21 protein-coding genes are annotated in these 22,999 nt (G+C 65.1%); 5 read left to right on the top strand and 16 right to left on the bottom strand.

The features are described from left to right. Positions 1-6 precede the first annotated feature (6 nt). Genes CIK75_RS01730 through dapA form a run of 3 tightly spaced genes read right to left on the bottom strand, consistent with a single transcriptional unit; the run spans position 7 to position 5,613 of the window. Entirely contained in the window at positions 7-2,925 is a 2,919-nt protein-coding gene (locus CIK75_RS01730) for a DNA translocase FtsK (RefSeq protein ID WP_096223014.1), read from the bottom strand. A 50-nt stretch (positions 2,926-2,975) separates the two neighbouring features. Next, positions 2,976-4,682 carry a ribonuclease J gene (locus CIK75_RS01725; protein WP_096223013.1) on the bottom strand — a complete coding sequence of 569 codons (1,707 nt, stop codon included), beginning with the start codon at positions 4,680-4,682 and terminating at the stop codon, positions 2,976-2,978. A 13-nt stretch (positions 4,683-4,695) separates the two neighbouring features. Next, the gene (gene dapA, locus CIK75_RS01720) at positions 4,696-5,613 is read right to left on the bottom strand and encodes a 4-hydroxy-tetrahydrodipicolinate synthase (RefSeq protein ID WP_086997364.1); all 918 of its coding nucleotides are present in this window, start codon (positions 5,611-5,613) and stop codon (positions 4,696-4,698) included. Positions 5,614-5,811: 198 nt separating this feature from the next. Here dapA and CIK75_RS01715 point away from each other — a divergent pair, with 198 nt between their 5' ends. Next, positions 5,812-7,017 carry a heparan-alpha-glucosaminide N-acetyltransferase domain-containing protein gene (locus CIK75_RS01715; protein ID WP_158225854.1) on the top strand — a complete coding sequence of 402 codons (1,206 nt, stop codon included), beginning with the start codon at positions 5,812-5,814 and terminating at the stop codon, positions 7,015-7,017. A gap of 6 nt (positions 7,018-7,023) precedes the next feature. Here the strand turns inward: CIK75_RS01715 and CIK75_RS01710 are convergent, their stop codons facing one another. Next, positions 7,024-7,818, bottom strand: coding sequence for a GAP family protein (locus tag CIK75_RS01710; RefSeq protein ID WP_096223012.1), 795 nt, complete (start codon positions 7,816-7,818; stop codon positions 7,024-7,026). A gap of 124 nt (positions 7,819-7,942) precedes the next feature. Between CIK75_RS01710 and CIK75_RS01705 the strand changes: the two genes are divergently transcribed. Together CIK75_RS01705 and CIK75_RS01700 are read left to right on the top strand one after the other, a co-directional pair. Beyond that, on the top strand, positions 7,943-9,235 hold the full coding sequence (locus tag CIK75_RS01705) for a histidine kinase (RefSeq protein ID WP_158225853.1): 1,293 nt from the start codon (positions 7,943-7,945) through the stop codon (positions 9,233-9,235). Next, positions 9,228-9,887: a response regulator transcription factor gene (locus tag CIK75_RS01700; RefSeq protein WP_096223010.1), complete on the top strand. Its 660-nt coding sequence runs from the start codon at positions 9,228-9,230 to the stop codon at positions 9,885-9,887. Before CIK75_RS01705 ends, CIK75_RS01700 begins: the two co-directional genes overlap by 8 nt. 21 nt (positions 9,888-9,908) lie before the next feature. On the opposite strand, the gene CIK75_RS01695 is transcribed toward CIK75_RS01700, so the two are convergent. The 9 genes from CIK75_RS01695 to CIK75_RS01655 are packed head-to-tail and all read right to left on the bottom strand — an operon-like array spanning position 9,909 to position 15,862. Further along, positions 9,909-10,376 (bottom strand): hypothetical protein, encoded by a 468-nt coding sequence (locus CIK75_RS01695; protein ID WP_086997377.1) that lies wholly within the window; start codon positions 10,374-10,376, stop codon positions 9,909-9,911. Then, positions 10,377-11,141 carry a 4-hydroxy-tetrahydrodipicolinate reductase gene (dapB, locus tag CIK75_RS01690; RefSeq protein ID WP_086997380.1) on the bottom strand — a complete coding sequence of 255 codons (765 nt, stop codon included), beginning with the start codon at positions 11,139-11,141 and terminating at the stop codon, positions 10,377-10,379. It lies immediately after the preceding gene. Positions 11,142-11,159: 18 nt separating this feature from the next. Beyond that, positions 11,160-11,594: a molybdenum cofactor biosynthesis protein MoaE gene (locus CIK75_RS01685; protein WP_086997383.1), complete on the bottom strand. Its 435-nt coding sequence runs from the start codon at positions 11,592-11,594 to the stop codon at positions 11,160-11,162. After that, positions 11,587-12,078, bottom strand: coding sequence for a MogA/MoaB family molybdenum cofactor biosynthesis protein (locus tag CIK75_RS01680; protein WP_086997385.1), 492 nt, complete (start codon positions 12,076-12,078; stop codon positions 11,587-11,589). The genes CIK75_RS01685 and CIK75_RS01680 overlap by 8 nt, the downstream gene beginning before the upstream one ends. Further along, positions 12,075-12,581 (bottom strand): cyclic pyranopterin monophosphate synthase MoaC, encoded by a 507-nt coding sequence (moaC, locus tag CIK75_RS01675; protein ID WP_086997388.1) that lies wholly within the window; start codon positions 12,579-12,581, stop codon positions 12,075-12,077. The genes CIK75_RS01680 and moaC overlap by 4 nt, the downstream gene beginning before the upstream one ends. After that, entirely contained in the window at positions 12,572-13,864 is a 1,293-nt protein-coding gene (gene glp, locus CIK75_RS01670) for a gephyrin-like molybdotransferase Glp (RefSeq protein WP_096223037.1), read from the bottom strand. Before glp ends, moaC begins: the two co-directional genes overlap by 10 nt. A 20-nt stretch (positions 13,865-13,884) precedes the next feature. Next, positions 13,885-14,703 carry an ABC transporter permease subunit gene (locus tag CIK75_RS01665; RefSeq protein ID WP_241895208.1) on the bottom strand — a complete coding sequence of 273 codons (819 nt, stop codon included), beginning with the start codon at positions 14,701-14,703 and terminating at the stop codon, positions 13,885-13,887. Continuing rightward, a complete protein-coding gene (modA, locus tag CIK75_RS01660) occupies positions 14,700-15,464 on the bottom strand; it encodes a molybdate ABC transporter substrate-binding protein (RefSeq protein ID WP_086997394.1) in 765 nt (254 codons plus the stop codon). The genes CIK75_RS01665 and modA overlap by 4 nt, the downstream gene beginning before the upstream one ends. 2 nt (positions 15,465-15,466) lie before the next feature. Next, positions 15,467-15,862 carry a TOBE domain-containing protein gene (locus CIK75_RS01655; protein ID WP_086997397.1) on the bottom strand — a complete coding sequence of 132 codons (396 nt, stop codon included), beginning with the start codon at positions 15,860-15,862 and terminating at the stop codon, positions 15,467-15,469. Between the two features lie 147 nt (positions 15,863-16,009). Between CIK75_RS01655 and moaA the strand changes: the two genes are divergently transcribed. Both moaA and CIK75_RS01645 read left to right on the top strand, forming a co-directional pair. After that, entirely contained in the window at positions 16,010-17,185 is a 1,176-nt protein-coding gene (moaA, locus tag CIK75_RS01650) for a GTP 3',8-cyclase MoaA (RefSeq protein ID WP_241895206.1), read from the top strand. Further along, positions 17,186-17,458, top strand: a complete 273-nt coding sequence (locus CIK75_RS01645; RefSeq protein WP_086997400.1) for a MoaD/ThiS family protein — start codon at positions 17,186-17,188, stop codon at positions 17,456-17,458. 154 nt (positions 17,459-17,612) lie between these two features. Here the strand turns inward: CIK75_RS01645 and CIK75_RS01640 are convergent, their stop codons facing one another. The 3 genes from CIK75_RS01640 to CIK75_RS01630 form a co-directional block, all read right to left on the bottom strand. Continuing rightward, positions 17,613-19,127 carry a sodium:alanine symporter family protein gene (locus tag CIK75_RS01640; RefSeq protein ID WP_086997403.1) on the bottom strand — a complete coding sequence of 505 codons (1,515 nt, stop codon included), beginning with the start codon at positions 19,125-19,127 and terminating at the stop codon, positions 17,613-17,615. Positions 19,128-19,245: 118 nt separating this feature from the next. After that, positions 19,246-20,646, bottom strand: a complete 1,401-nt coding sequence (locus tag CIK75_RS01635; protein ID WP_179204265.1) for a pitrilysin family protein — start codon at positions 20,644-20,646, stop codon at positions 19,246-19,248. Between the two features lie 15 nt (positions 20,647-20,661). Then, positions 20,662-22,893 carry a polyribonucleotide nucleotidyltransferase gene (locus tag CIK75_RS01630; protein ID WP_086997406.1) on the bottom strand — a complete coding sequence of 744 codons (2,232 nt, stop codon included), beginning with the start codon at positions 22,891-22,893 and terminating at the stop codon, positions 20,662-20,664. Positions 22,894-22,999: the final 106 nt, after the last annotated feature.

Below are 22,999 nucleotides of genomic sequence, written 5' to 3'. Positions count from 1 at the left end.
TTCAGGTTACCGTCCAGTGAGGTTCCAGGCGTCTTCCGAACCGGAGTCATCATCGTCTTCGTCGTGATATTCGGTGACCGGTGTCCGTGATGCAAGATCTTCTGCAACGAGATCGGTGCCCACGTGGTTCGCGTTGGCGTTTTCGACCAGAGCTGCCTCCGCCGGCGCGGCGTCTTCAGCACTGGCCGGAGGCGTGTCCCCCCTCATGGCAGCGAGTACGGCCGGAAGGTCATCTGGTTGGACGAGGACGTCGCGGGCCTTGGAACCTTCGGACGCGCCGACGACTCCGCGTGATTCCAGCAGGTCCATGAGCCGTCCGGCCTTGGCGAAGCCGACGCGTAGCTTGCGTTGGAGCATCGAGGTCGAACCGAATTGTGTGGTGACGACCAATTCGGTGGCTTGCAGAAGGACTTCGAGATCGTCGCCGATATCGTCGTCGATCTCCTTCTTGGGGGCGGCCTCCGGAGCAACATCGTCGCGATAGACGGCCGTGAGCTGGCCCTTGACGTGCTCCACCACCCGATGGATTTCGGATTCGGTAACCCAGGAACCCTGGACACGCATCGGTTTGGAAACCCCCATCGGCAGGAAGAGGGCATCGCCTTGGCCGAGCAGCTTCTCGGCTCCTGGCTGGTCCAGCACCACCCGTGAGTCGGTCACCGAGGAGGTGGCGAACGCCATACGCGAGGGTACGTTGGCCTTGATCAAACCGGTGACCACATCCACTGAGGGCCGCTGCGTGGCGAGCACGAGGTGGATCCCCGCGGCGCGAGCGAGCTGGGTGATGCGCACGATCGAGTCCTCGACGTCACGTGGGGCAACCATCATCAGGTCGGCCAGCTCATCGACGATCACCAGCAAATACGGGTAGGGCTTCAATACGCGTTTGGAGCCTTCGGGGGGAACCACCTTGCCGTTGCGTACCCCCTTATTGAAGTCATCGATGTGCTTGTACCCGAAGTTCGCCAGGTCGTCGTAGCGGGTGTCCATCTCCCGGACGACCCACTGCAACGCCTCTGCCGCCTTCTTCGGGTTCGTGATGATCGGGGTGATCAAATGGGGAACCCCCTCATAGGCGGTCAGTTCCACCCGTTTAGGGTCGACCATGACCATGCGCACGTCATCGGGGGTGGCGCGCATCAAGATGGAGGTAATCATCGAGTTCACGAAGGCCGACTTACCGGCACCGGTCGCACCGGCGACGAGCATATGGGGCATCTTGGCCAGGTTCGCGACCACGAACCCTCCTTCGACGTCCTTGCCAACACCCATGACCATGGGATGTTCCGTCTTACGGGCGGCATTCGAACGCAGCACGTCGCCGAGGGCGACGACTTCCTTATCGGCGTTCGGGATCTCGATCCCGATGGCGCTCTTGCCCGGGATCGGCGAGAGGATGCGGACATCGGAGGAGGCGACCGCATAGGAAATGTTCTTGGATAGGGCCGTCACGCGCTCGACCTTGGTTCCCGGAGAGAGTTCGATCTCGTAGCGGGTGACCGTCGGACCGCGGCTGAAGCCGGTGACGTGAGCCTCGACCTTGAACTGGTCGAGGGTGTCGGTCAGGGCCTTGACGACCACGTCGTTGGCCTCGGAGCGTTCCTTCGCTGGGGGGCCGGCCGGCAGGAACTCAGAGGAAGGCAGCGTGTAGGCCACGTCGCCGGAGAGCTGCAGCTGTTCGGTGCGCTGAGGGATCGGCGTCAACGGTGCCGGCTGGGCCACCGGGTTGACGGCCACGACTGAGGGAGCTGCCGGGCTTCCGGCTCCGGCCAGCATGCCGTTGATCGCGGTCGTGTCCAGCGCCTCGGTGGCCGGCTCCCCGCCCTGAGCAGCAGCGGGGGTCCCCAATCCGACGTCGTTCTTGACCTTCTCCATGGCCTTCTCGGAGGCCGTGGGGCGGCGCACTCCCGGCGGAATCTTCGGCTCCGGAACCGGTTTGGTGGCTGTGTCGTGGTCGTTGATGACCGCTTTGTCATACGCTTCATCGCCGGTGAGGCCTTCGGTGGCTGCTGCGGCGTCGTCTTCCTCGCGTTGGCGGGCCCTGGCTGCCTTCCCGAAGCGTCGGCTGCGCTTGGGGCGGGCTCCCTCGCCCCCCTGATCGGCATAGAGGTAGCTCTGGTCATGCTCGGAAGCGGCTTGCTCGTGGTGTTCGGCAGGTTCGGAGCCGGGTTCCGGCTGGCCCATGATCCATTCGTATCCCTGGCGCAGGCGTGCCGGAATATGTCGGAACGGGGTGGCCGTCATGATCATCACGCTGAGGATGGCACCGGCGATCATGATCGCCAGGGCGCCCCATTTGGTCAGCAGTCCGGCCAAGGGAACGGTGATGAGGAACCCGACGACACCGCCACCGGCCCAGAGGGCGTTGAGCGGTTGATCGAGGGTCGGCAATCCGGCAGCGATATGAGCGATGCCGGCGATGGACAAGGTGGCTAGGGTCAGGCCGATGCCGATCCGGTTATTGGCCCGGTTTTCTGCGGGACGCCTGAAGAGCCGGTAGGCGCCGATGAACAGCACCAGTGGCAAAAGCGAGGCCATGAAGCCCAGCGATCCGCCGAAGATGTTGTGCACGGTGGTTCCGTACCAACCGACCCCGCGCAGTCCCCACCATTCAACGCTGCCCACGATGACGGCGATGACGACGAGGAAAAGCCCCGTCCCGTCCCGACGGATGTCCCGGTCGGGACGAACGTCCTGCCCGATCTTGCGGAAGGCACCGCCAACCACACGGGCCAACCCCATCCATAGGCCCCGAATGGCGCGCAACGGCAGGGCGATGTCCTGTTCGGCAGGCGTGGTGTTCTCCGCTGGCTTCGTCCCGCCCTGACGCGTGGAACCGGTACCCGTTTTTCCGCGCGCTGGTGTCTTGCCCGCCGGTTTGCGGCCGGAGGCCTTCGTCGGGGTGGGGGAAGTACGGGTCGCCATATGCGCAACCGTACAGGATCCAGGGGTCAAAACCCCGGATTCACACGCCTTCAGGCCTCAAGGACGACCGGCATGATGAGCGGTTTGCGACGCAGGGTCCGGCCGAGCCAAGAACCGATGGTCCGGCGGACGACTTGCTGCAATTGGTGGGTGGTTGAGGCGGGGTTCTTCGCCAGTGCCTCGGCAAGTGCCGCGAGGATGGCCGGTTTGATGGATTCGAGCACCGCCTCATCTTCGGCGATCCCGCGGGAGTGGATCTCCGGCCCGCAGAGAACTGTTCCGTTCTGCCGGCTGATGACCGAAATAACCGAAATGAACCCTTCTTCGCCCAGAACAATGCGGTCATGAAGGTCGTCTTCGGTGATGCTCCCCACTGCTGACCCGTCGACGTAGACCAGTTCGCAGTTCACGGTCCCGACCCGCCGGGCCACCCCGTCTTTCAGATCGACCACTGCCCCGTCTTCGGTGACCAGGATGTTCTGCGCGGGAACGCCGGTTTGTTCGGCAATACGGGCGTTGGCCAGCAGATGCCTGGTTTCACCGTGTACGGGCATGGCATGGCCGGGCCGCAGGATGTTGTAGCAGTAGAGCAGTTCACCGGCTGACGCGTGACCCGATACATGGACCTTCGCGGTGCCCTTATGCACGACGTCTGCGCCCCGGGCCATCAGGGAGTTGATCACCCGGAAAACGGCGTTCTCGTTGCCGGGGATCAGCGAGGAGGCCAAAATGACGGTGTCTCCGCGGCCGACGGAGACCCGGTGTTCACCGCTAGCCATCCGGGAGAGCGCGGCCATGGATTCGCCTTGGGAGCCGGTGGACATCAGCACGACCCGGTCTTCCGGCAACTGGTCGGCTTGTTTGAGGTCAATGAGGATTCCCTCGGGCACCTCCAGGTAGCCCAGTTGGGCAGCGATGCCCATATTTCGCACCATGGAGCGGCCCACGAAAGCCACCTGCCGGCCGTGCGCCGCCGCGGCGTTGAGCACTTGTTGGACGCGGTGGACGTGGGAAGAAAAGGAGGCGACGATGATGCGCCGGGTGGCCCGGGAGAAGAGGTCGTTCAGGACCGGTCCGATCTCCTGTTCGGCCGTCGTGAAACCCGGGACGTCGGCATTGGTGGAGTCGGACATGAACAGGTCCACGCCCTCTTCGCCGAGGCGGGCGAACGACCTCAGGTCGGTGATGCGCCCGTCCAGTGGAAGCTGGTCCATCTTGAAGTCACCGGTATGCAATACGGTGCCGGCGTTCGTACGGATGAAGACGGCGAGCGCGTCAGGGATCGAATGGTTCACTGCCACGAATTCGCAGTCGAAGCCGGCGAATCTCTGGCGTTGCCCCTCTTCGACGGTGACCAGCACGGGAGTGATGCGGTGTTCGACCAGTTTGGCTTCGATCAGGGCCAGCGTCAGCCGTGAACCGATCAGTGGGATGTCTTCGCGCAACCGCAGCAGGTAGGGCACGGCGCCGATATGGTCTTCGTGTCCGTGGGTGAGCACGACCCCGACGACGTCGTCGATGCGCTCGCGGATGTAGTCGAAGTCCGGCAGGATGACGTCCACCCCGGGCTGGTGCTCCTCGGGGAAGAGGAGCCCGCAGTCCACGATGAGCAGTTTTCCGCCGATCTCGAAGACGGCCATGTTCCGGCCGATTTCTCCGATCCCGCCCAGCGGGACAATCCGCAGGACATCGGGGGCCAGCGGTGGTGGCGGGTTCGGAGGAGTTTCCTGATCCGGAACGACGCCGGTTTCGCTCATCGGGGCACCTTTCCTAGAGCTTGATTCCTGCCTCGGCGAGGTCGGCACGAATCGGTGCCGTTTCCTCTTCGGTCGGCTCCACGAGCGGCAGACGCACGATCGCGTTGGAGAGGACCCCCTGCCATTTCAGGACCGTCTTGGCCGCCACAGCACCTTGGATATGTGACATGACGGCGCGTTGGATGGGGTCCAGCTCGAAGTGCAGGGCCCTGGCGGTGGCCAGATCGCCGGCCAGCAAGGCGTCGACCAGACGGCGGTAGCGGGCGGTGGCGACGTGGGCGGTCACGGAGATGACGCCCTGCGCGCCGGCGGCCATCAGCGGCAGCGTCAGCCCGTCGTCACCGGAGTACACGTCCAGGTCGGTGTTGGCCAATACGCGGGTGGTGGCCTGGTAGTCGGCCTTCGCGTCCTTCAGCGCCACCACATTGGGGTGTTCTGCCAGACGGATCAGGGTTTCGGTGCTGATGGAGATCCCTGTACGGCCGGGAATGTCATAGACCATGACGGGCAGATCGGTGCAGGAGGCGAGTGTCTCGACGTGGGCCTGTACCCCCGCCTGGCTGGGCTTATTGTAATACGGCGCCGTGACCAGCAGCCCGTGCACGCCGACCTTCGCTGCGGCCTGGGAGAGCTGGATCGAATGAGCCGTGTCGTTCGTGGTTGAACCGGCGATGATCTTCGCGCGATCACCCACTGCCTCAACAACGGTGCGGAACATCCCCACGTTCTCTTCGTCGGTCAGAGTCGAGGTCTCCCCGGTGGTCCCGGTGACCACGAGGTTATCGCACCCTTCATCGACGAGTTTGGTGGCGAGGGCCGCTGCCTGGTCGTAGTCGACCTCTCCGGCTGACGTGAACGGGGTGACCATGGCGGTCCCCAGGTTCCCGAAGATGGCATCATGACGCGGGGTGTTGGATTCCGGGGTAGGCATGGCACCACGTTACCCCGGAGCTACCGCGATTCCGCTCTGTCCACGCGCCACGTGACCAAGATGACGCGCCCGCGTCCGAGGATGACGACGCGAGTCCGATTCCGCCGTCGTACACCGCAAATCCAGCTGGCTCGTCTTGGTATATTCGTCCCTGAGTCCCCGGCACCCCAGCCGCCCGATCCAATCTTCCAGGAGCCCATGCCCAGTCAGAGCGCGAGCGCCCCCGCCGGCAGGATCGTAGGGGTCGATGTGGCCCGCGGACTGGCCCTGTTGGGCATGATGGCCACCCACATCATGCCCTTGACCCGCGCCGATGAGTCCGGGGCCGTCCACGCCACCTGGGCTGCCACCATCTTCGCCGGGACGTCCTCCGCCCTCTTCGCGATCCTCGCCGGTGTCGGCTTGGCATTGCTCACCGGGGGAAGCCGACCCCATACCGGCACCCGACTCAAATCCGGGCGGCGTTCGATTTTGGTACGCGCCGTGCTGATCACCGTCATCGGGCTGGGCTGCGGTGCGTTGAACACGAATGTGGCAGTCATCCTGGTGCACTACGGTGCGCTGTTTTTGATCGCTACCTTATTCCTTGGGCTGCGCCTGCGGACCCTCTGGTTCTCCGCGGTCGGTTGGCTGCTACTATCCCCCGTCCTCTGGTACCTCCTGCTCCCGCTGGCCACTTCCCGGATCTCCCCCGCCACCGTGGGCCCTTCCCCCGGGCTGGGCGACCTCCTGCGTCCGGCATCGCTAACCGCCGATCTGTTCATCACCGGCTACTACCCGGTGCTGGTGTGGACGGGGTTCATTGTGCTGGGTCTGGCCGTGGGACGCTGCCGGCTCTCCCTGCCTCCGGTCGCCTTGGCTTTGACCGTCGGCGGCGCCTTACTCTCGTGGGCGGCCCGGGCCCTCTCGGACCATTTGATCGGCGCGAATGATCAGGCGCTACGAACGCTGGGGGCGATCACCGAGGCGAACGGTTTGCCGCTCGATGCGGCGCTGCTCTCCGGGCACGGACTGGAGGGGGTTGAAGGGACCCCCTGGTGGTTCGCCCTTTCTGCCCCGCATAGCAGCACGCCTTTGGACCTGCTGCATGTGGCCGGGACAGCGCTCGCCGTGCTGGGCCTCTGCCAGTTGCTGGCCATGGCCTTATCGGCGCTACTCGGACTGGCCGGCGACGCCCTGCTTTGGCCGCTCTCCGGGGCCGGCTCCGCGACATTAACACTGTATGCGGGGCATCTGGTCGCCCTGGACCTGCTGAGCACCGTCACCGCAGGCATGCCGCGCCTGGGGTTGTACCTGTGCTTTGTGGTCGGTTCCCTGCTGGTGGGCATCGGGCTGAAGTGGGCCGGTCGGCGGGGGCCCTTGGAAGCCGGAATACATGTGCTCGCCCGCAGCGGCACCGCCTGATCACGCTTAGAGCCCAGCGACCGCGAAGCGGAGCAACAAGAACCCGGCGACTCCCATGATCCACAACACCGCTTCTGCTGAGGCCCGGCCCAGCCACTGACCCAATCGGTGCAGGGCTCCATCGATGCGGTGGGCCAATAAAGTCCGGGCGATCAACAGCAAAGCCGCTGGCAGCAACATGACCGCGCAGTAGCCGGCCAGCAGCAGGAACGATCCCGCCCCGGCAGGGCCCGAGGCGGTGAGTACACCGATCGCTGCCACGTAGGGCAGCATGGTCGGTAGCTCGAGCACACCGGCCACCAGGGCCAGGCCCAACAGTCCGACGGGGGTGGACAGTGCCCTGCCGATGCGCGCCTTCCACCGCCCCTCCGCCGTTTGCCGGCACACGTCCGGCTCGGACGACTCCGGTGGCCTTGGTGTCTCCGATCCGGTGGCAATTTTACCGGCGACCGTCCTCGCGTGCTGCGGGCGCGTCGTCCGTCTCACCGTTTTGCCGTCCTTGAGAGCAAACCACAGCAGCCCGGCTCCGCCAGCGAGCGCCATCCAATGGGCCGGACGTGAGTCGATGAACGTCCGAGCACCATCGCCCCAGAGGTGCAGCACCGCGGTGGCAGAGGTCAGCATGAGCACACCGATGAGGAAGTAGAAGATCCCGATGGTCACCAGATAGATCCCGATCCGTCCGGCGATGCGCCCGGCGTCACGGCGCAATAGCAACCACACGGGGATCACCAACGTGCCGATGCTGGTGCTGTCGATCAATGCCAGGACGAGGAGTTTGAAGAGACTGTCAGCGGTCATACCCCCAGCCTGCTCGGCTCCCTGTCCTCGTGCGTCCTTCCATCGATGCACCGGGGGTCATCCCTTCGTCTCATCTTTTACCTCCCGCCTTGGAAGCCCCGGGGAGAACGGGCACGATGAAACCATGAACCACGCCGAACAACCCGCTCTCCAGGTGCTACGTGCCATCCGGCGCGAGGACCTTCTGCTGGCCCTGGGCTATCCGGCGATGATGTGGCTGCTGGCGACCGTGAACAACGATGGCGACTGGGCCTGGTTCCCAGCGGCTCTCTCGGCCTGGTGGCCAGCCGTGGCCGTCGTGGGGTCGGTGGGCATCCTCTTCCGGCGGGAGGCGACGTTCCTGATGGCTTCCCTCACCGGGACGGCGGCACTCCTGCTGTTGCTGATGGGGCAGACGGCAGCATTATTTCTGTTCTGGGAAACCGTCTTCTCACTCGTCCTCTTTGCCGGGGACCGGGTCTCTCACCTGACCGAAATCGCTGCCCTCGCCATCACCGCAGGCGCCACCCTGACCGTCTTGGCTTTCACCGCGGAGCTGCCCGCTGCCATCTTGACAGCACTGATTGCCGGGATGTCATTGCTGCTCCCGGCCGAATGGGCCAGCAACGTGCGTAAGGAACGCAAACTGTCCGCGGCGGAGGCCACCCGGGCCCTGGCGGCGGAGGAAGCGGTCAGACAGCAAGCGATACTGGAATCCGCCCGACACGAACTGGCGATGGCCTCCGAACGCCAACGTATGGCCCATGAACTCCACGACGTCCTCTCGGCCCGCTTCTCGGCGATTGCCCTGCAGACCGGTGCCGCGTTGAGCACCGGGACCCGTGGACTCGCTGTCAAGGTCCTGTCCCATGTCCGGCATGAAAGCGTCGCCGGTCTAAATGAGCTGACCTCGATGATCCGGATCCTGTCTTCGGGGGTCGCAGAGCAAGCTGCAGGGTTCCTCGTGGACCTTGAGGCACTGGTCGCCGCCCATGCTGCCTCCGGAACCCGAATCACGCTGTCCAGCACGGTATCGGGAACCTCATCGATTCCCTCGGCACAACAGACGGCCGTTTACCGGGTCGTCGCCGAGTCGCTGGTCAATGCCCTGAGGCATGCCCCGGGAGCCGATATTGACGTCATCTTGGAGGGAGGGCCCACCGCCGGTCTACTCCATGCCCAGATCACCAACGGCCCACCACTGCCAACACGTGGATCTGTTCCAGCTGCCGGAGCCCCCGGAACCGGTACTGGCTTGCGCAGTCTCCGCCTCCGGGTGGAGCAACTCGGCGGGGAATTGAGCGCGGCAGAGTACGACGACGGTTGGCAGGTTTCGGTCCGGCTACCTGTTCCCTCCGCGGAAGAACACCTGACACCCTCCGGCGCCGTCGGCGCCGGCACCGTCCCGGGCGCACGGGCAGGAGGCCCGCATGAGTAGTATCACGGTGTTGCTGACCGATGATCATGCGGCGATCCGTCTGGGAATGCGCATGGTGTTGGAGACGCAGCCTGGTCTTCGGGTCGTGGGCGAGGCGGCCGATGGGGTTCAGGCGATCCGGATGGCGCGGGCGCTGCGTCCCGACGTCGTTTTGATGGATTTGCGCATGCCGGTCGTCGACGGCATCCAAGCAACCCGCGAGATCATTGCCGAGGCCTTGTCTCGGGTCCTCGTGTTGACGACCTTTGACCAGGATTCCTATCTTTTCGGGGCGTTGGAGGCAGGCGCCGATGGGTTCCTGCTCAAATCGGCCGAACCGGCGGAGATTACCGTCGCGTTACAGCGCGTTCATGCCGGGGATTCGGTGATTTCCCCCGAAGTCACCGCACGCATTGTCAGCGCCGCGGTTTCCGGGCGCGCTGCTTCATCTCTGGATGGTGCAGCCACTCCGGAGGCCGTTGCCTCGGTTCAGCTGCTCACCGGCCGCGAGCGCGAGGTGCTCGATTGCCTCGGTGAAGGGTTGTCCAATCAGCTGATCGGACGTCGGTTGGGTATTTCTGAGACGACCGTGAAGACCCATGTGTCGCGGGTTCTGGCTAAATTGGGATTCCAATCCCGCGTGCAGGCGGCCCTGTTTTCGCGTCGCCGTTGATCGGGTCCTGGGCCGTTCAGTTCAGTGTCCGGTGGTCGCCTTCGCGTCGGATGAGGCCTGGAACAGGTCGATGGCCCGGCGCATCATCTCGCGAGCCCGTCGGCGATCACCCGAGGCATCGTAGGCCAACGCCAGCCGATGCATGCTGCGCCAGGACTCCGGGTGCTGTTCTGCTTCTTCTTGGTACTGCACGAAGTCCTCATCGGCGGACTTCTTGATGATTCTTCCGGCAGGGGTGCGCGGCAAATTGTCCTCGGGCAGCAGTCCCTCCGATTGAAGGATCCCTGCCATGCGCTGGCTACGGGCGCCGAAGAGAACCTCGCGGATGAGGATCCAGACCCCCAACAGCGGGATCAGCAGTGCCGCGATACCGATGCCCTTGGCCAACGGTTCAGGTGACTCGATGAGGGTCACCGCGCTGGAGAAGGCGGCAAAAAGGTAGAGGACGAAAAGCAGGAGGATACCGCCGACCCAGAGTTTGGTCTTCACTTAGGCGTTGCCTCCCAGATCGAGGTAGGAATCCAGACCATAGGCCAGTCCGGGGCGTGAACCGACGGTCCGCAACCCCAACAGCACCCCGGGCATGAACGAGGCCCGATCGAAGGAGTCGTGACGCAGCGTCAGCTGTTCGCCTTCGGAGCCGAGCAGGACCTCCTGGTGGGCGACGAGACCGCGCAACCGGACCGAATGCACGTGCACCCCCTCGACGTCGGCGCCGCGGGCACCGTCCAACAGGGACTCGGTGGCGTCGGGGCTGGCAGGGACCCCTGCCGCACGACGGTTCTTGGAGATGAGTTCCGCGGTACGCACCGCCGTCCCGGAAGGGGCATCGATCTTATTGGGGTGGTGCAGTTCGATGATCTCGACCGATTCGAAATATTTGGCGGCCTGCGCGGCGAAGGCGGAAGCCAGTACCGAGCCCAACGCGAAGTTCGGGGCGATCAGCACCCCCGTCTGTGGATGTTCGGCCAGTATTTCGGTGAGTTTGGCGCGGCGCTCGTCGGTCCATCCGGTGGTCCCCACGACGGCGTGCACACCGTGTTCGACGGCGAAGCGCACATTGGTTTCGGTACTGCCCGGAACCGTCAGGTCCACGATATGCGTGGCTCCGGCATCGAGCACTTTCTGCAGTGGGTCGTGTCGGCCCAGGGCCGCCACCAATTCCATATCAGCGGCATTCTCCACGGCGTGGACGGCCTCTGACCCCATACGTCCTGAGGCGCCGAGGATGGCAACACAAATCTGAGCACTCATACAGTCAAGGATATCGCCTCAGGCCATGCCGACCCATTCGGTGTCACCGTCGGTGAAGTGCTGTTCCTTCCATACCGGTACCCCGGCCTTCACCGCTTCGACCAGGTCTCGGCAGGCATCGAAGGCCTCCCCCCGGTGTGCGGCAGCAGCCGCTGCCACCAGAGCCGAATCCCCGATGGCCAGGGCGCCGACCCGGTGGGCGGCCCAGAGCCGGGTTCCCGGATGACGGGCGGCCACCTCAGCTGCCAGGGCACGCATGCTCGCTTCGGCGCTCGGGTGGGCACTGTAGTCCAGCTTGTCGACCGCGCGACCGCCATCGTGGTTGCGCACGATCCCGCCGAAGGTGACGACGGCGCCGGTGACCTCGGTCTCCACGGCATCCCACGCGGTGGAGACGTCGATAGGTGTGTCGGCCATGCCGGCAAAAACGACGATTCCCGGGGTGTCAGACATGTCCATATCCGCCTTCGATCTGTTCGCAGAGGTGGTTGATGAGCGGGTCCAGGACATCGAGGGCATCACGGACCCCTGAAGGTGACCCCGGAAGGTTGAGGACCAGCGTCTGGCCAACGGTTCCTGCGTGGCCGCGGCTGAGGGCTGCATAGGGGGTCTTGGTCCGGCCCACGGCGCGAATGGCTTCCATGATCCCGGGAATTTCGCGGTCCAGCAACGGTGCCGTCATCTCCGGGGTCAGATCATCGGGGGCCAGACCGGTGCCGCCACTGGTGATCACCAGTGACGGTGTCGAGTCCAGCAGATCTCCGAGGGCAACCCCGACCGGTTCCCCGTCCGGAACGATGATCGGTTCGGCGAGTTCGAAACCGTGGCCTTCCAACCATTGCCCGATGATCGGTGCACTGCGGTCGGTATAGCCGCCGGAGGCGGCACGGGTGGAGGCGATGATGATTCCCGCGCGCCGAATGGCTCCCGGGTTCATTTGCCCTCCTCCAGGGTCCAGTCCCCGCTCTTGCCCCCGGATTTTGCCAGCACCTTGATGTCCTCGATGGATGCGTGTTTATCCACCGCCTTGGTCATGTCATAGAGGGTCAGTGCGGTCACCGACGCGGCGGTCAAGGCCTCCATTTCGACCCCGGTCACGCCGCGGGTGGTCACGGACGCCTCGATGCGGATACTGCCGCTTGCGGTATCGGGGAAGAAGTCAACGGTTAGTTTCGACAGCGGCAACGGATGGCATAAGGGAATCAGTTCGGGGGTTTTCTTCGCGCCCATGATCCCGGCGACGCGGGCCACCGCCAGGGCATCTCCCTTGGGCAGGTCCCCGGCGACGATCATCGCCAGGACGTCCGGACGGGTCCGCAGGACTGCTTGGGCGACGGCGCGGCGGGAGGTTTCGGCCTTTGCGGAGACATCAACCATATGGGCGCTTCCGTCGGCCCGCACATGACTGAGGCCTGGTTCTTCGGGTTCGTTCACGTCAATGCTCCGTACATGAGGGTTTCGACTAGTTCTCCTGCCGGGGTTGCACCGCTTCCCGACGGGAGCATCAGCAGGGCGTTGGAACTGGCCAGGGCGTGGACCAGATGGGAACCGGGGCCACCCACCGCGGTGGCGATCGCGCCGCCGTCGTCATCCAGAACGACGGCGGCGCGTCTGACCTGGAGTTTCCCTTCGGGAGGTGCCGGAAGATCGGTGGCCAGGCGGGCCCGTAGACGGGCCCGCGGTGGTGTGCCGAAGAGTTCCTCCCAGGCGGGCCGGGCCAGCAGCTCGAAGCTGACGACCCCGCTGACGGGGTTCCCCGGGAAGGCCAGCAAGGCAGTCGGTGCCGCCCCCGGTAGTTCCAGGAGGCCCGCCCCCTGGGGCCCTCCGGGTTGCATGGCGACGGAACCAAAGTCGATTCCGTGGTCGGCCAAAGCCAGCCGCACCACTTCGAAGGCCCCCTTGCTGATGCCACCGCTGGTGACCACGAGTTCAAAGGCCGGGTCGCGGGTCGGCCCCAGGCGGGGGGCCAGGTCGGCCACGAAGACCTCCGGCGCGTCGGTACTGATCCCTGCGGCGGCGACATCGGCACCTGCCTCGGCGAAAAGGGCCAGCAATAAGGTGGTGTTGGCATCGTGGATTTGTCCTGGCGCCAATTCGCTGCCGGGTGGGCGCACTTCGTCGCCGGTGGACAGGATCAGGACCCGGGGCCGGCAGGTCACGGTGAGCCGGTCCAGCCCCAGCGCTGCCGCCAGTCCGAGCTGGGCCGGGCCAAGCCGGGTTCCGGCGGGAAGGGCGGTGGCCCCGGAGGCAATATCGCTTCCCGCAGCGCGAATGAATTGGCCGGCGGGGGTATCGGTGGGCAGGCGGACCGTCAGGGGGCGGGCGGGTGTCTCTGGTTGGCTGAGCGCTGCAGGAAATTCCGGCGGATCAGCCCGTTCGATCGGGACGACGGCGTCGGCCCCTGAAGGGAGCATGGCCCCGGTCATGATGGGGGCCGCTGTTTTCGGAGATAGGGTTCCTGCGGCATCGCCCGCAGCAATCACGGCACCGACCTCGACGGCCGATCCGTCGAGGAGGTCGGCGCGGCGGACGGCGAATCCGTCCATCTGCGAATTATCGAAGGCCGGCAGGTTCCGCGGCGCCAACAGGTTGGCGGCAAGAATCCTTCCGCGGGCGTCGGCCAACGGCACCTCCTGGGATCCCAGCCGCCCCGGCAGCTCGGATAACAGGGCCCGCACTACCTCGTGGTGCTCGTCAACGCTGCGTCGGAAGGGTTGCTTCATGGCGTCCATCCTACGGGTGGCTAGCGCCTAAAGATCCTGCTGACTGCTGCCCCGGCCACGACCAGCACGATCAGGTAGAGCCCGATCAGCATCAGGCTGATGCCCAGGGCTGCTTGGGGGTCGTTGGAGTTCAGCGCCAATTCGATCTGCAGCGGCAAGGTCCGGGTGCGTCCGGCCACGGAACCGGCGAAGGTGATGGTTGCCCCGTATTCCCCCAGTGACCGGGCGAAGGCCAGTAATGTCCCGACGATGATTCCGGGAGCCGCCAGGGGCAACGTGATGTGGGCCAGGATCTGTCCCGAGGAAGCCCCGGCATTGGCCGCCGAGAATTCCAGGTCGGTATCGACGGCCTCAATACTGCTCAGCGCCGAAACAACAAAGAAGGGCAGGGAGACGAACACCTGGACCAGGATGACCGCCGCCGGGCTAAAACCCACCCCGAGCCCGATCGAATCCAGCCACCCTCCCACCGGTGTCTGCCGGCCCCAGAAGTAGAGCAGAGCCAGGCCCGAAACCACCGGCGACAGAACCAAGGGCACCACCAACAGGCCCCGGAGCACCTGCAGCAACGCACCGTGCAAGCGGGAGAGCAGGACGGCCAGCGGCAGCCCCAGCAGGAAACAAACGATCGTCGAGGCAGCCGCCGTTCCCAGGGAGAGGCCCAGTGCGGTGCGGGCATCGTCGCGTCCCAGCAGTTCCGGCAAGTCCTGCCAGCGGGCCGCGGCAAAGAGCGCCACGAGGGGCCCGGCCAGTGCGGCCAGGCCGATCAGTGCGGGAATCCACAGCCATCCGGGCGTCGTCGCCCTCAGCATCCGGGGCGAAAGGGCTGTACGGGTCACGATTTCGAGAAGCCGGCTTTGAGCAACAGCTTCCCGGCAGCATCACCTTGGAGCCAGCGGGCAAAGTCCTGCGCGGGCTTCGGGGCATCGGCGGCCACCAGAAGGGGGTAGATATTGGGCTCCAGCCCCGCCAAATCGACGGCGCGCACCTGATTCCCGGCTGCTGCGGCATCCGTGGCGTAGACGAAACCGGCGTCGACTTGCCCTGCGGTGACCTTGGTCAGCACGGCGCGCACATTATCTTCCTCACTGACGGTTTCCAGGGTGAAGTCCTGCTGTTCCAGGTAGTTGTTCGCTGCCCGGCCACACGGTACCGCCGGGGCACACAGGGCCACCGACGCGGCGTCTGGCAGCTGGTCGGCCGTGGTGATCTGTGAATCCGAGGGCACTACCAAGACCAGCGTGTTGGAGACCAGGGCAACGGATGGTTCGAAAGCCGCGGGATCCTTCAACGCCTCGGGGGCCTGGGTGTCGGCGGTGATCAGCACATCTGGTTGTTGGCCGGAATTCGCCTGTTGGACCAGTTTGGATGAGGCACCCAGATTGATGTCGATCCGGGTCGTGTCACCGGTTTCTTCTGCGTAGGCCCGGGTCAGTTCCGGGGCGACATCCGTCAGTGAGGCTGCGGCCGCGAAGTGGATCGTGGCCCCGTCCGGTTTCCCCGGCGTGGAGGCTTCGGCGTCCGCACCGGAGGACGGCGTCCCGCAGGCCGAAAGCAGCAGCGCCGTCGCAGTCAGAGTGGCGATCAGTGTTGAGCGCATGTTCAGGCCTTCGTCTCGATGATGACAGTGGTTGATTTCACGACGGCGGTGGCGATGCTTCCGGGTTCGAGTCCCAGGTCTTGCGCTGCTTCGCTACTCATGAGCGAAACGACACGGAAGGGCCCGCACTGCATCTCCACTTGCGCCATCACCCGATCGGCGGTCACCGCTGTCACCAGTCCGACGAAACGGTTCCTGGCCGAGGAGGCGACATGGGCCGGGTCATGGGGACTGTCGGCCAGGCGGCGGATGTAGGCCGCCAGTTCCACGCCATCGACGGTGATCCGCCCGGACGAGTCCTTGCCGGGACTCAGTTGTCCGGAGTCCAGGAGTCGGCGGACGGTATCGTCGCTGACCGCCAAAAACCGCGCCGCTTCGGATACTCTCATTTGCGTCATTTCAGAAGCATACTCGACGCAAATGCGCCCACAAGGGCGTTCTGCGTGGACTTATGCGGGAACCATGGCAACTTGTGAGATTTTCCCGCCACCGAGAGCCGCTCCCTTCCCCCTGTTTTCGGTCCAGATCTGGACTACGCTCGAGGCATGACATGCAGTACCAGCTCCCAGTCCGCAGCCGATCCGGCCACCGGGGGGAACACTGCGGTCTCTCTGGGCATGCCCGGCATCCCCGAGCCGGGCGCATCCGCCCCCCAAGGCTCCGGGGACTTCATTCCGGCACCGGCCCCCGGGGAAGATCCGCGCCTGGTGGACCGCTTCGGCCGGGTGGCCACGGATCTGCGCATCTCGCTGATCGACAAATGTAATCTGCGCTGCACCTATTGCATGCCCGCCGATGGCATGGCGTGGTTGCCTGCCGAACGGTTGCTGACCGCCGAGGAGATCCGGCGGCTCGTCCGCATCGCCGTGGACATCCACGGAGTGCGCGAACTACGCCTGACGGGCGGGGAACCCTTGATGCGCAAGGACCTGGTGGAGATCATTGCGGGTTTGCGCGCCGATCACCCAGACCTGCCGATTTCGATGACGACCAACGGTGTCGGACTCACGGCCAGGGCCCGTGCCCTGGCCGAGGCGGGCCTCACCCGGATCAACGTCTCCCTGGATACCATCCACGCCGAATCCTTCAAGAAGCTCGCTCGCCGCAATTTCCTGCATAAGGTCATTGAAGGCATCGATGCCGCCGCCGATGCGGGACTGGACCCCATCAAGATCAACGCCGTGCTGATGCGCGGGATCAACGATATGGAAGCACCCTCCCTGCTTGCCTGGGCCCTGGAACGCGGATTCGAACTGCGCTTCATCGAGCAGATGCCCCTCGACGCCGACCACGGGTGGACGCGCGCCGATATGGTCACCGCTACCGATACCCGCGAACTGCTCGGCGCCGACTACGACATCACGGTGGCCCCCGAGTCACGCGACGGGGCCCCTGCCGAACGCTACGAGGTCAGGGTCAAGGGGGAGACTGACGCGATCCTCGGTACCGTCGGGATCATCGCCTCGGTCACCGAACCCTTCTGCGCCGACTGCCGACGCACCCGCATCACGGCCGAAGGCAAGATCATGAGTTGCCTGTTCTCCCGGGAGGAAACCGACCTCACCGCCCTCCTCCGCTCGGAAGCCACCGATCAGGAGATTGCCGACCGCTGGCGGGCCGCCATGTGGGCTAAACCGCGCGCCCACGGCATGGACCATACGGGACTGGGAGCCGAGGACTTCGTCCAGCCCGACCGCTCCATGAGCGCTATTGGAGGATAAGTGAAGATCAGGTTCTTCGCCGCAGCTGCCGCGGCGGCCGGCGTCCGCGAGCTGGAGGTCCCGCTGAAGGACATCGAGAACGACGGCGGGACGCTGGCTGCCTTGCTGGGCCACCTCCCGAAGGCAGTCCCCTCGGACGAATCCGGATCCCCGTTGCAGCGCGTGTTGACCCGTTCCAGTTTCCTGGTGAACGAGATGGGGGCTCGGGACGAATCCCGCCCCTTGGCCGACGCGGATGTCATCGACATCTTGCCGCCCTTCGCCGGCGGTTAGCCCTCACGAGGATACGGCGCACGACTGGTCTGCACCGTTTCCCTTCACCACAGCGATGACATGAGAAAGGCGGGCCGGTTTCCGGGATATCCCGGTGACCGGCCCGCCTTTGTCGGATCAGGGTGCGGCGGCCCGCAGGCCGCCGCAGAAGACGCTAGTCGCGCAAGCTGTCCTTGTCCCTGTCCCCACCGTAGTTCTGCGAGGAACCGACGATGTCGCCGGACTTCCACTGGTCCCAGCCGGGCTGGTCCTTCATGAACGCCTCGATCTCGTCCTTGGTGGCCTCGAGCTTGGGGTCATGCTTGAGGTACCAACGGGTCTCGCGGACGATCAGCCCGGAGAGGACGATCAGACCGATCAGGTTCGGCAACGCCATCAGTCCGTTCATGACATCCGAGAACGCCCAGACGACCTCGAGCTGCACCGTGGCGCCGATGAAGACGACCAGGGACCAGACGACACGGAACGGCATGACCGTTCGGCGCCCGAAGAGCTTCTCCATATTGCGTTCGCCGTAGTAGGACCATCCCAGCAGGGTGGAGAAGGCAAAGAGCACCAACCCGATCGTCACGACCCAGTGGCCCCACTCCCCCGGCAGCCCGTGGCTGAAGGCCTCACCCGTCATCAGGGCAGCGGAGATCTGCTCCCCGGTTTCCGGATCGGTTTCGCTCCAGGCACCCGTGGTCACGATGACCAATCCGGTGAAGCTGACCACGATGATGGTGTCGATGAACGTCTGCGTCATGGAGACCAGGCCCTGACGGACCGGGTGCGAGGTCTGCGCAGCGGCTGCAGCGATCGGCGCGGAACCCAGGCCGGACTCGTTGGAGAACAGCCCGCGGGCCACACCGAACTGGATCACGATGATGATCGCCGAGCCGGTGAAACCGCCCACCGCGGAGGTGCCGGTGAAGGCATCGGTGAAGATCAGCCCCAGGGCAGCGGGAACCTGGCCCAGGTTGGCCAGCAGGATGTAGATGGCGCCGAGGATGTAGAAGACGATCATCACCGGAACCAGACCGGCGGTGACGCGGCCGATGGATTTGATGCCGCCGACCAGGACGATCATGGTCAACACGGTCAGGGTCAAACCGGTGAGCCACAGCGGGGCACCCCAGCTGCTTTCGACGTTGGCGGCAATGGCGTTGCCTTGGGTCATGTTGCCGATGCCGAAACTGGCCAGGACGGCGAAGATGGCGAAGGACAGCGCCAGAACCTTGCCCCAGGGACCCTTGATGCCGCGCTCCAGATAGTTCTGCGGGCCACCCGACTTCTCACCCGCGGCGTCGGTGCCGCGGAAGCGGACGGCCAGGAAGGCCTCCGAATATTTTGTGGCCATGCCCAGCAGACCGGTGATCCACATCCAAAACAGGGCGCCGGGACCGCCGATGCCGATGGCCGTGGCGACACCGACGATGTTGCCGGTACCCACGGTGGCCGCCAGGGCGGTGGTCAGTGCCTGGAACTGGGAGATGTCCCCCTCGGTGCCGGGATCCTTGCGCTTCAGGATGCCCAGCCTCAAGGCGGCGCCCAGCTTGAAGAACTGTAGGCCCCCCAACCTGATGGTCAAGTACAACCCCGCCCCCAGGAGTAAGGGGATCAACAGGAACGGTCCCCAGACGATACTACTGATATCGCCCAGAACCTCCGTCACGCTATTCAAATTCATGTTGGATCGTACCTTTCAACAACTATGCGAGTGATGGGTGTGAGTGATGAAGTTCACACATATGCCACAGCATAGTTTGTCGAACCTGATTTCGGGCAACAGGTGGCGGCGCGGCGGTTTACAAGCCGAAGTCCGCCGGCGTGTCGAAGGGGCCGACGACCGTGACGGTACGCGGTCTGGAGGCCAGTTCTCGGGCCAGGGCTTGGACGTCCTCGACGGTGACTGCCCTGACGCGGGCCAGGGACTCATCGAGGTCTTGGAAGACGCCGGTGACCAATTCTGCCCGTCCCAGTCGGGACATGCGTGACCCGGGATCCTCCAACGCCAGGACCATGCCGCCCGAGAGCTGGCCAACGGCCTTGCGCAGTTCGTCGGCGCTGATGCCCTCGGCTGCCAAACGGTCCAGTTCCTCGCCCAGCAGCCGGATGACCTGGCCGGTTTTGGCCGGGGCGCAGCCGGCATACATGCCGAAGTAGCCGACGTCGGAGTAGGCGGCGGAGAAGGAATAGGTGGAATACACCAGCCCACGCTTTTCGCGGATCTCCTGGAACAGGCGCGATGACATCCCGCCGCCGAGCACTGCGTTGAGCACACTCATCACATGGCGTCGCTCGTCGGTGGCGATGATACCCGGGCAGCCCATGATGATGTTGGTTTGCTCCACGGGGCGGCGAATCACGTCGATGGTGTTTTGCCCGCTGACAGGCACTGGTTCGGTGCTGCGACGGGGCTCGGGGGCGGCCCCGTCCTCCAGCGTCCAACCGGCGGAGCGCAGTGCCTCGACCACTTGGTCGCAGACCTCGTCGTGGTCCAGGGAACCGGCGACGGTGATGACGAGTTCGCTGGGTTTATAGAAGCGCCGGTAGTGGTCAAGTACGGCGTCGCGGCCGATCCCCAGAATCGCTTCGGGGGTGCCACCGATGGGGCGGGCCAGCGGGTGGTCTCCCAGAACCGCTGAAACGAATTTTTCGTGGGCGACGTCACCGGGATCGTCGCCGTCCATCGCGATTTCCTCGAGGATGACGTCGCGTTCCTGCTCGAGTTCTGCTGGGTCCAGGACCGCTGAGGTGATCATGTCCGCGATGATGTCGATGGCCAGCGGCAGGTCTGCGTCCAGAACCCGGGCGAAGTAGCAGGTGCTTTCCTTGGCGGTGGCGGCATTGGATTCGCCGCCGACCTCGTCGAAGGCCGTGGCGATATCCATCGCATTGCGGCGGGAGGTCCCTTTGAAAAGCAGGTGTTCAAGGAAGTGTGTCGAACCGTGCTGGCCCTGGACCTCATCACGCGAACCGACACCGACCCAAAAGCCGATGGTGGCGGAGCGCTGTCCGGGCATGGCCTCGGTCAGCACCCGCACCCCGCCGGGGAGGACGGAACGGCGCACCAGCGCCCCTCCGGCCTCCCCGGCCAGGATGGTTGGATCCCCGTATTCGATCGGCGAGCTGGCGCCAGAGGCGTCCTGCTCAGCGGAGTACGGGAACATTCCCGAGCCGGTCAGTGGCAAAGGAATCAAAGCCATGGGTGGTACTCGTCCTTACGCGTCGACGGCCGAGGTTTCGGCCTCTTCGGCAACAACGGGTGCCAGCGAGAGCTTTCCACGGTCGTCGACCTTGGTGATCTCCACCTGGAGCTTCTGACCCACGGAGACGACGTCTTCGACATCCTCGACGCGCTTGCCACCGGAGAGCTTGCGCAGCTCCGAGATGTGCAGCAGGCCGTCCTTGCCCGGGGTCAGTGACACGAAGGCGCCGAACGTGGTCAGCTTCACCACGGTTCCGAGGTAGCGTTCGCCGACCTCGGGAACCATCGGGTTGGCGATCGCGTTGATGGCGGAACGGGCGGCCTCGGCGGATTCGCCGTTGGTCGCACCGATCAGCACGGTGCCGTCATCCTCGATGGAGATGTCGGCTCCAGTGTCCTCCTGAATGGTGTTGATCATCTTGCCCTTCGGGCCAATGACCTCGCCGATCTTATCCACGGGGATCTTCACCGAGATGATGCGCGGAGCGAATTCGCTCATCTCATCCGGTGCGTCGATCGCGGAGTTGATCACCGAGAGAATGTGCAGGCGTGCTTCACGGGCCTGCTTCAGGGCTGCTCCGAGCACGGAGGCCGGTAGGCCGTCGAGCTTGGTGTCCAGCTGGATGGCCGTGACGAACTCCGAGGTACCGGCGACCTTGAAGTCCATATCGCCCATGGCATCTTCGGCGCCGAGGATATCGGTCATCGCCGCGTAGCGGGTCTGGCCGTCCACCTGGTCGGAGACCAGGCCCATGGCGATGCCGGCCACCGGGGCGCGCAGCGGCACACCGGCGTTGAGCAGCGACAGGGTCGAGGCACAGACCGACCCCATGGAGGTGGACCCGTTCGAGCTCAAGGCCTCGGAGACCTGGCGGATCGCGTAGGGGAACTCCTCACGCGTCGGCAGCACCGGGACGATGGCCCGTTCGGCCAGAGCACCATGTCCGATCTCGCGGCGCTTGGGCGAACCAACGCGGCCGGTCTCACCGGTGGAGTACGGCGGGAAGTTGTAGTTGTGCATGTAGCGCTTGCGCGTCACGGGCGACAACGAGTCGATCTGCTGCTCCATCTTGAGCATGTTCAGCGTGGTGACACCCATGATCTGGGTTTCGCCGCGCTCGAAGATCGCCGAACCGTGCACGCGGGGCAGGACCTCGACCTCGGCGGTGAGCTGGCGGATGTCCGTCAGGCCACGGCCGTCGATGCGGACCTGTTCCGTCAGGATGCGCTGGCGGACGACGTGCTTGGTCACCGCGGCGAAGGCCTTGGAGATCTCCTTTTCGCGGCCTTCGAACTGCTGGCCTTCAGCGGCAAGCTGCTCGACGACCTCGTCGCGGTAGGCGCCGGAGGCGTTGTCGCGCTCCTGCTTATCGGCGATCGCGAAGATCTCGGTGAGCTTGGCCGATGCTGCGGACTCGACGGCGGCGTAGGCGTCGTCCTCGAAGTCGCGGAAGATCGGGAACTCGACGGTCGGCTTCGCGGCACGGGCAGCCAGATCGGCCTGGGCATCGCAGAGAACCTTGATGAACGGCTTGGAAGCCTCCAGGCCCTCGGCCACGACCTCTTCGGTCGGGGCGACGGCGCCGTTTTCCTTGATCAGGTTCCAGGCGTGGTCGGTGGCCTCGGCCTCGACCATCATGATGGCGACGTCGTCGCCGCTGACGCGGCCGGCAACCACCATCGAGAACACGGCGTTCTCCAGCTGTGAGTGCTTCGGGAAAGCGACCCACTGGGCGCCGTTTCCTTCGTCGACCAGGGCAACGCGGACGCCGCCGATGGGGCCGGAGAACGGCAGGCCCGAGAGCTGCGTGGACATCGATGAGGCGTTGATGGCCACGACGTCGTACAGGTCGTCCGGGTTCATGGACAGGATGGTGACAACCACCTGGACCTCGTTGCGCAGGCCCTTGACGAAGGCCGGACGCAGCGGGCGGTCCATGAGGCGGCAGGCCAGGATGGCCTCGGTCGAGGGACGGCCCTCGCGGCGGAAGAAGCTACCGGGGATGCGTCCGGCGGCATACATGCGCTCTTCGACGTCCACCGTCAGCGGGAAGAAGTCGAAGCCCTCGCGGGGGTGCTTACCAGCCGAGGTGGCCGAGAGCATGGACGTGTCGTCGTCGATGTAGACCATGGCAGCGCCTGCTGCCTGCTGGGCCAGACGGCCGGTCTCAAAGCGGATGGTGCGCGTTCCGAACCGGCCATTATCGATGACCGCTTCTGCAAACTGAATTTCGGGACCCTCCATGGAGAGTCACCTCCGTTTCTGTTGTGGCGCAGGCCCAGCCGATCCTCTCCTCCGGTTCCACCGGAGGGGGCACCCGGTCTTCGATCGAGGCCCACGGGATGGCCGG

The sequence above is a fragment of the Glutamicibacter sp. BW78 genome (assembly GCF_002332245.1).
Lineage (GTDB): Bacteria > Actinomycetota > Actinomycetes > Actinomycetales > Micrococcaceae > Arthrobacter_H > Arthrobacter_H rhombi_A.
This window is presented reverse-complemented; position numbering and strand designations above follow the sequence as displayed.

Coding starts and splice junctions, on each gene's coding strand:
- CIK75_RS01730 (WP_096223014.1), bottom strand. CDS start 2,925: ATGGCGACCCGTACTTCCCCCACCCCGACGAAGGCCTCCGGCCGCAAA.
- CIK75_RS01725 (WP_096223013.1), bottom strand. CDS start 4,682: ATGAGCGAAACCGGCGTCGTTCCGGATCAGGAAACTCCTCCGAACCCG.
- dapA (WP_086997364.1), bottom strand. CDS start 5,613: ATGCCTACCCCGGAATCCAACACCCCGCGTCATGATGCCATCTTCGGG.
- CIK75_RS01715 (WP_158225854.1), top strand. CDS start 5,812: ATGCCCAGTCAGAGCGCGAGCGCCCCCGCCGGCAGGATCGTAGGGGTC.
- CIK75_RS01710 (WP_096223012.1), bottom strand. CDS start 7,818: ATGACCGCTGACAGTCTCTTCAAACTCCTCGTCCTGGCATTGATCGAC.
- CIK75_RS01705 (WP_158225853.1), top strand. CDS start 7,943: ATGAACCACGCCGAACAACCCGCTCTCCAGGTGCTACGTGCCATCCGG.
- CIK75_RS01700 (WP_096223010.1), top strand. CDS start 9,228: ATGAGTAGTATCACGGTGTTGCTGACCGATGATCATGCGGCGATCCGT.
- dapB (WP_086997380.1), bottom strand. CDS start 11,141: ATGAGTGCTCAGATTTGTGTTGCCATCCTCGGCGCCTCAGGACGTATG.
- CIK75_RS01685 (WP_086997383.1), bottom strand. CDS start 11,594: ATGTCTGACACCCCGGGAATCGTCGTTTTTGCCGGCATGGCCGACACA.
- CIK75_RS01680 (WP_086997385.1), bottom strand. CDS start 12,078: ATGAACCCGGGAGCCATTCGGCGCGCGGGAATCATCATCGCCTCCACC.
- glp (WP_096223037.1), bottom strand. CDS start 13,864: ATGAAGCAACCCTTCCGACGCAGCGTTGACGAGCACCACGAGGTAGTG.
- modA (WP_086997394.1), bottom strand. CDS start 15,464: ATGCGCTCAACACTGATCGCCACTCTGACTGCGACGGCGCTGCTGCTT.
- CIK75_RS01655 (WP_086997397.1), bottom strand. CDS start 15,862: ATGACGCAAATGAGAGTATCCGAAGCGGCGCGGTTTTTGGCGGTCAGC.
- moaA (WP_241895206.1), top strand. CDS start 16,010: ATGACATGCAGTACCAGCTCCCAGTCCGCAGCCGATCCGGCCACCGGG.
- CIK75_RS01640 (WP_086997403.1), bottom strand. CDS start 19,127: ATGAATTTGAATAGCGTGACGGAGGTTCTGGGCGATATCAGTAGTATC.
- CIK75_RS01635 (WP_179204265.1), bottom strand. CDS start 20,646: ATGGCTTTGATTCCTTTGCCACTGACCGGCTCGGGAATGTTCCCGTAC.
- CIK75_RS01630 (WP_086997406.1), bottom strand. CDS start 22,893: ATGGAGGGTCCCGAAATTCAGTTTGCAGAAGCGGTCATCGATAATGGC.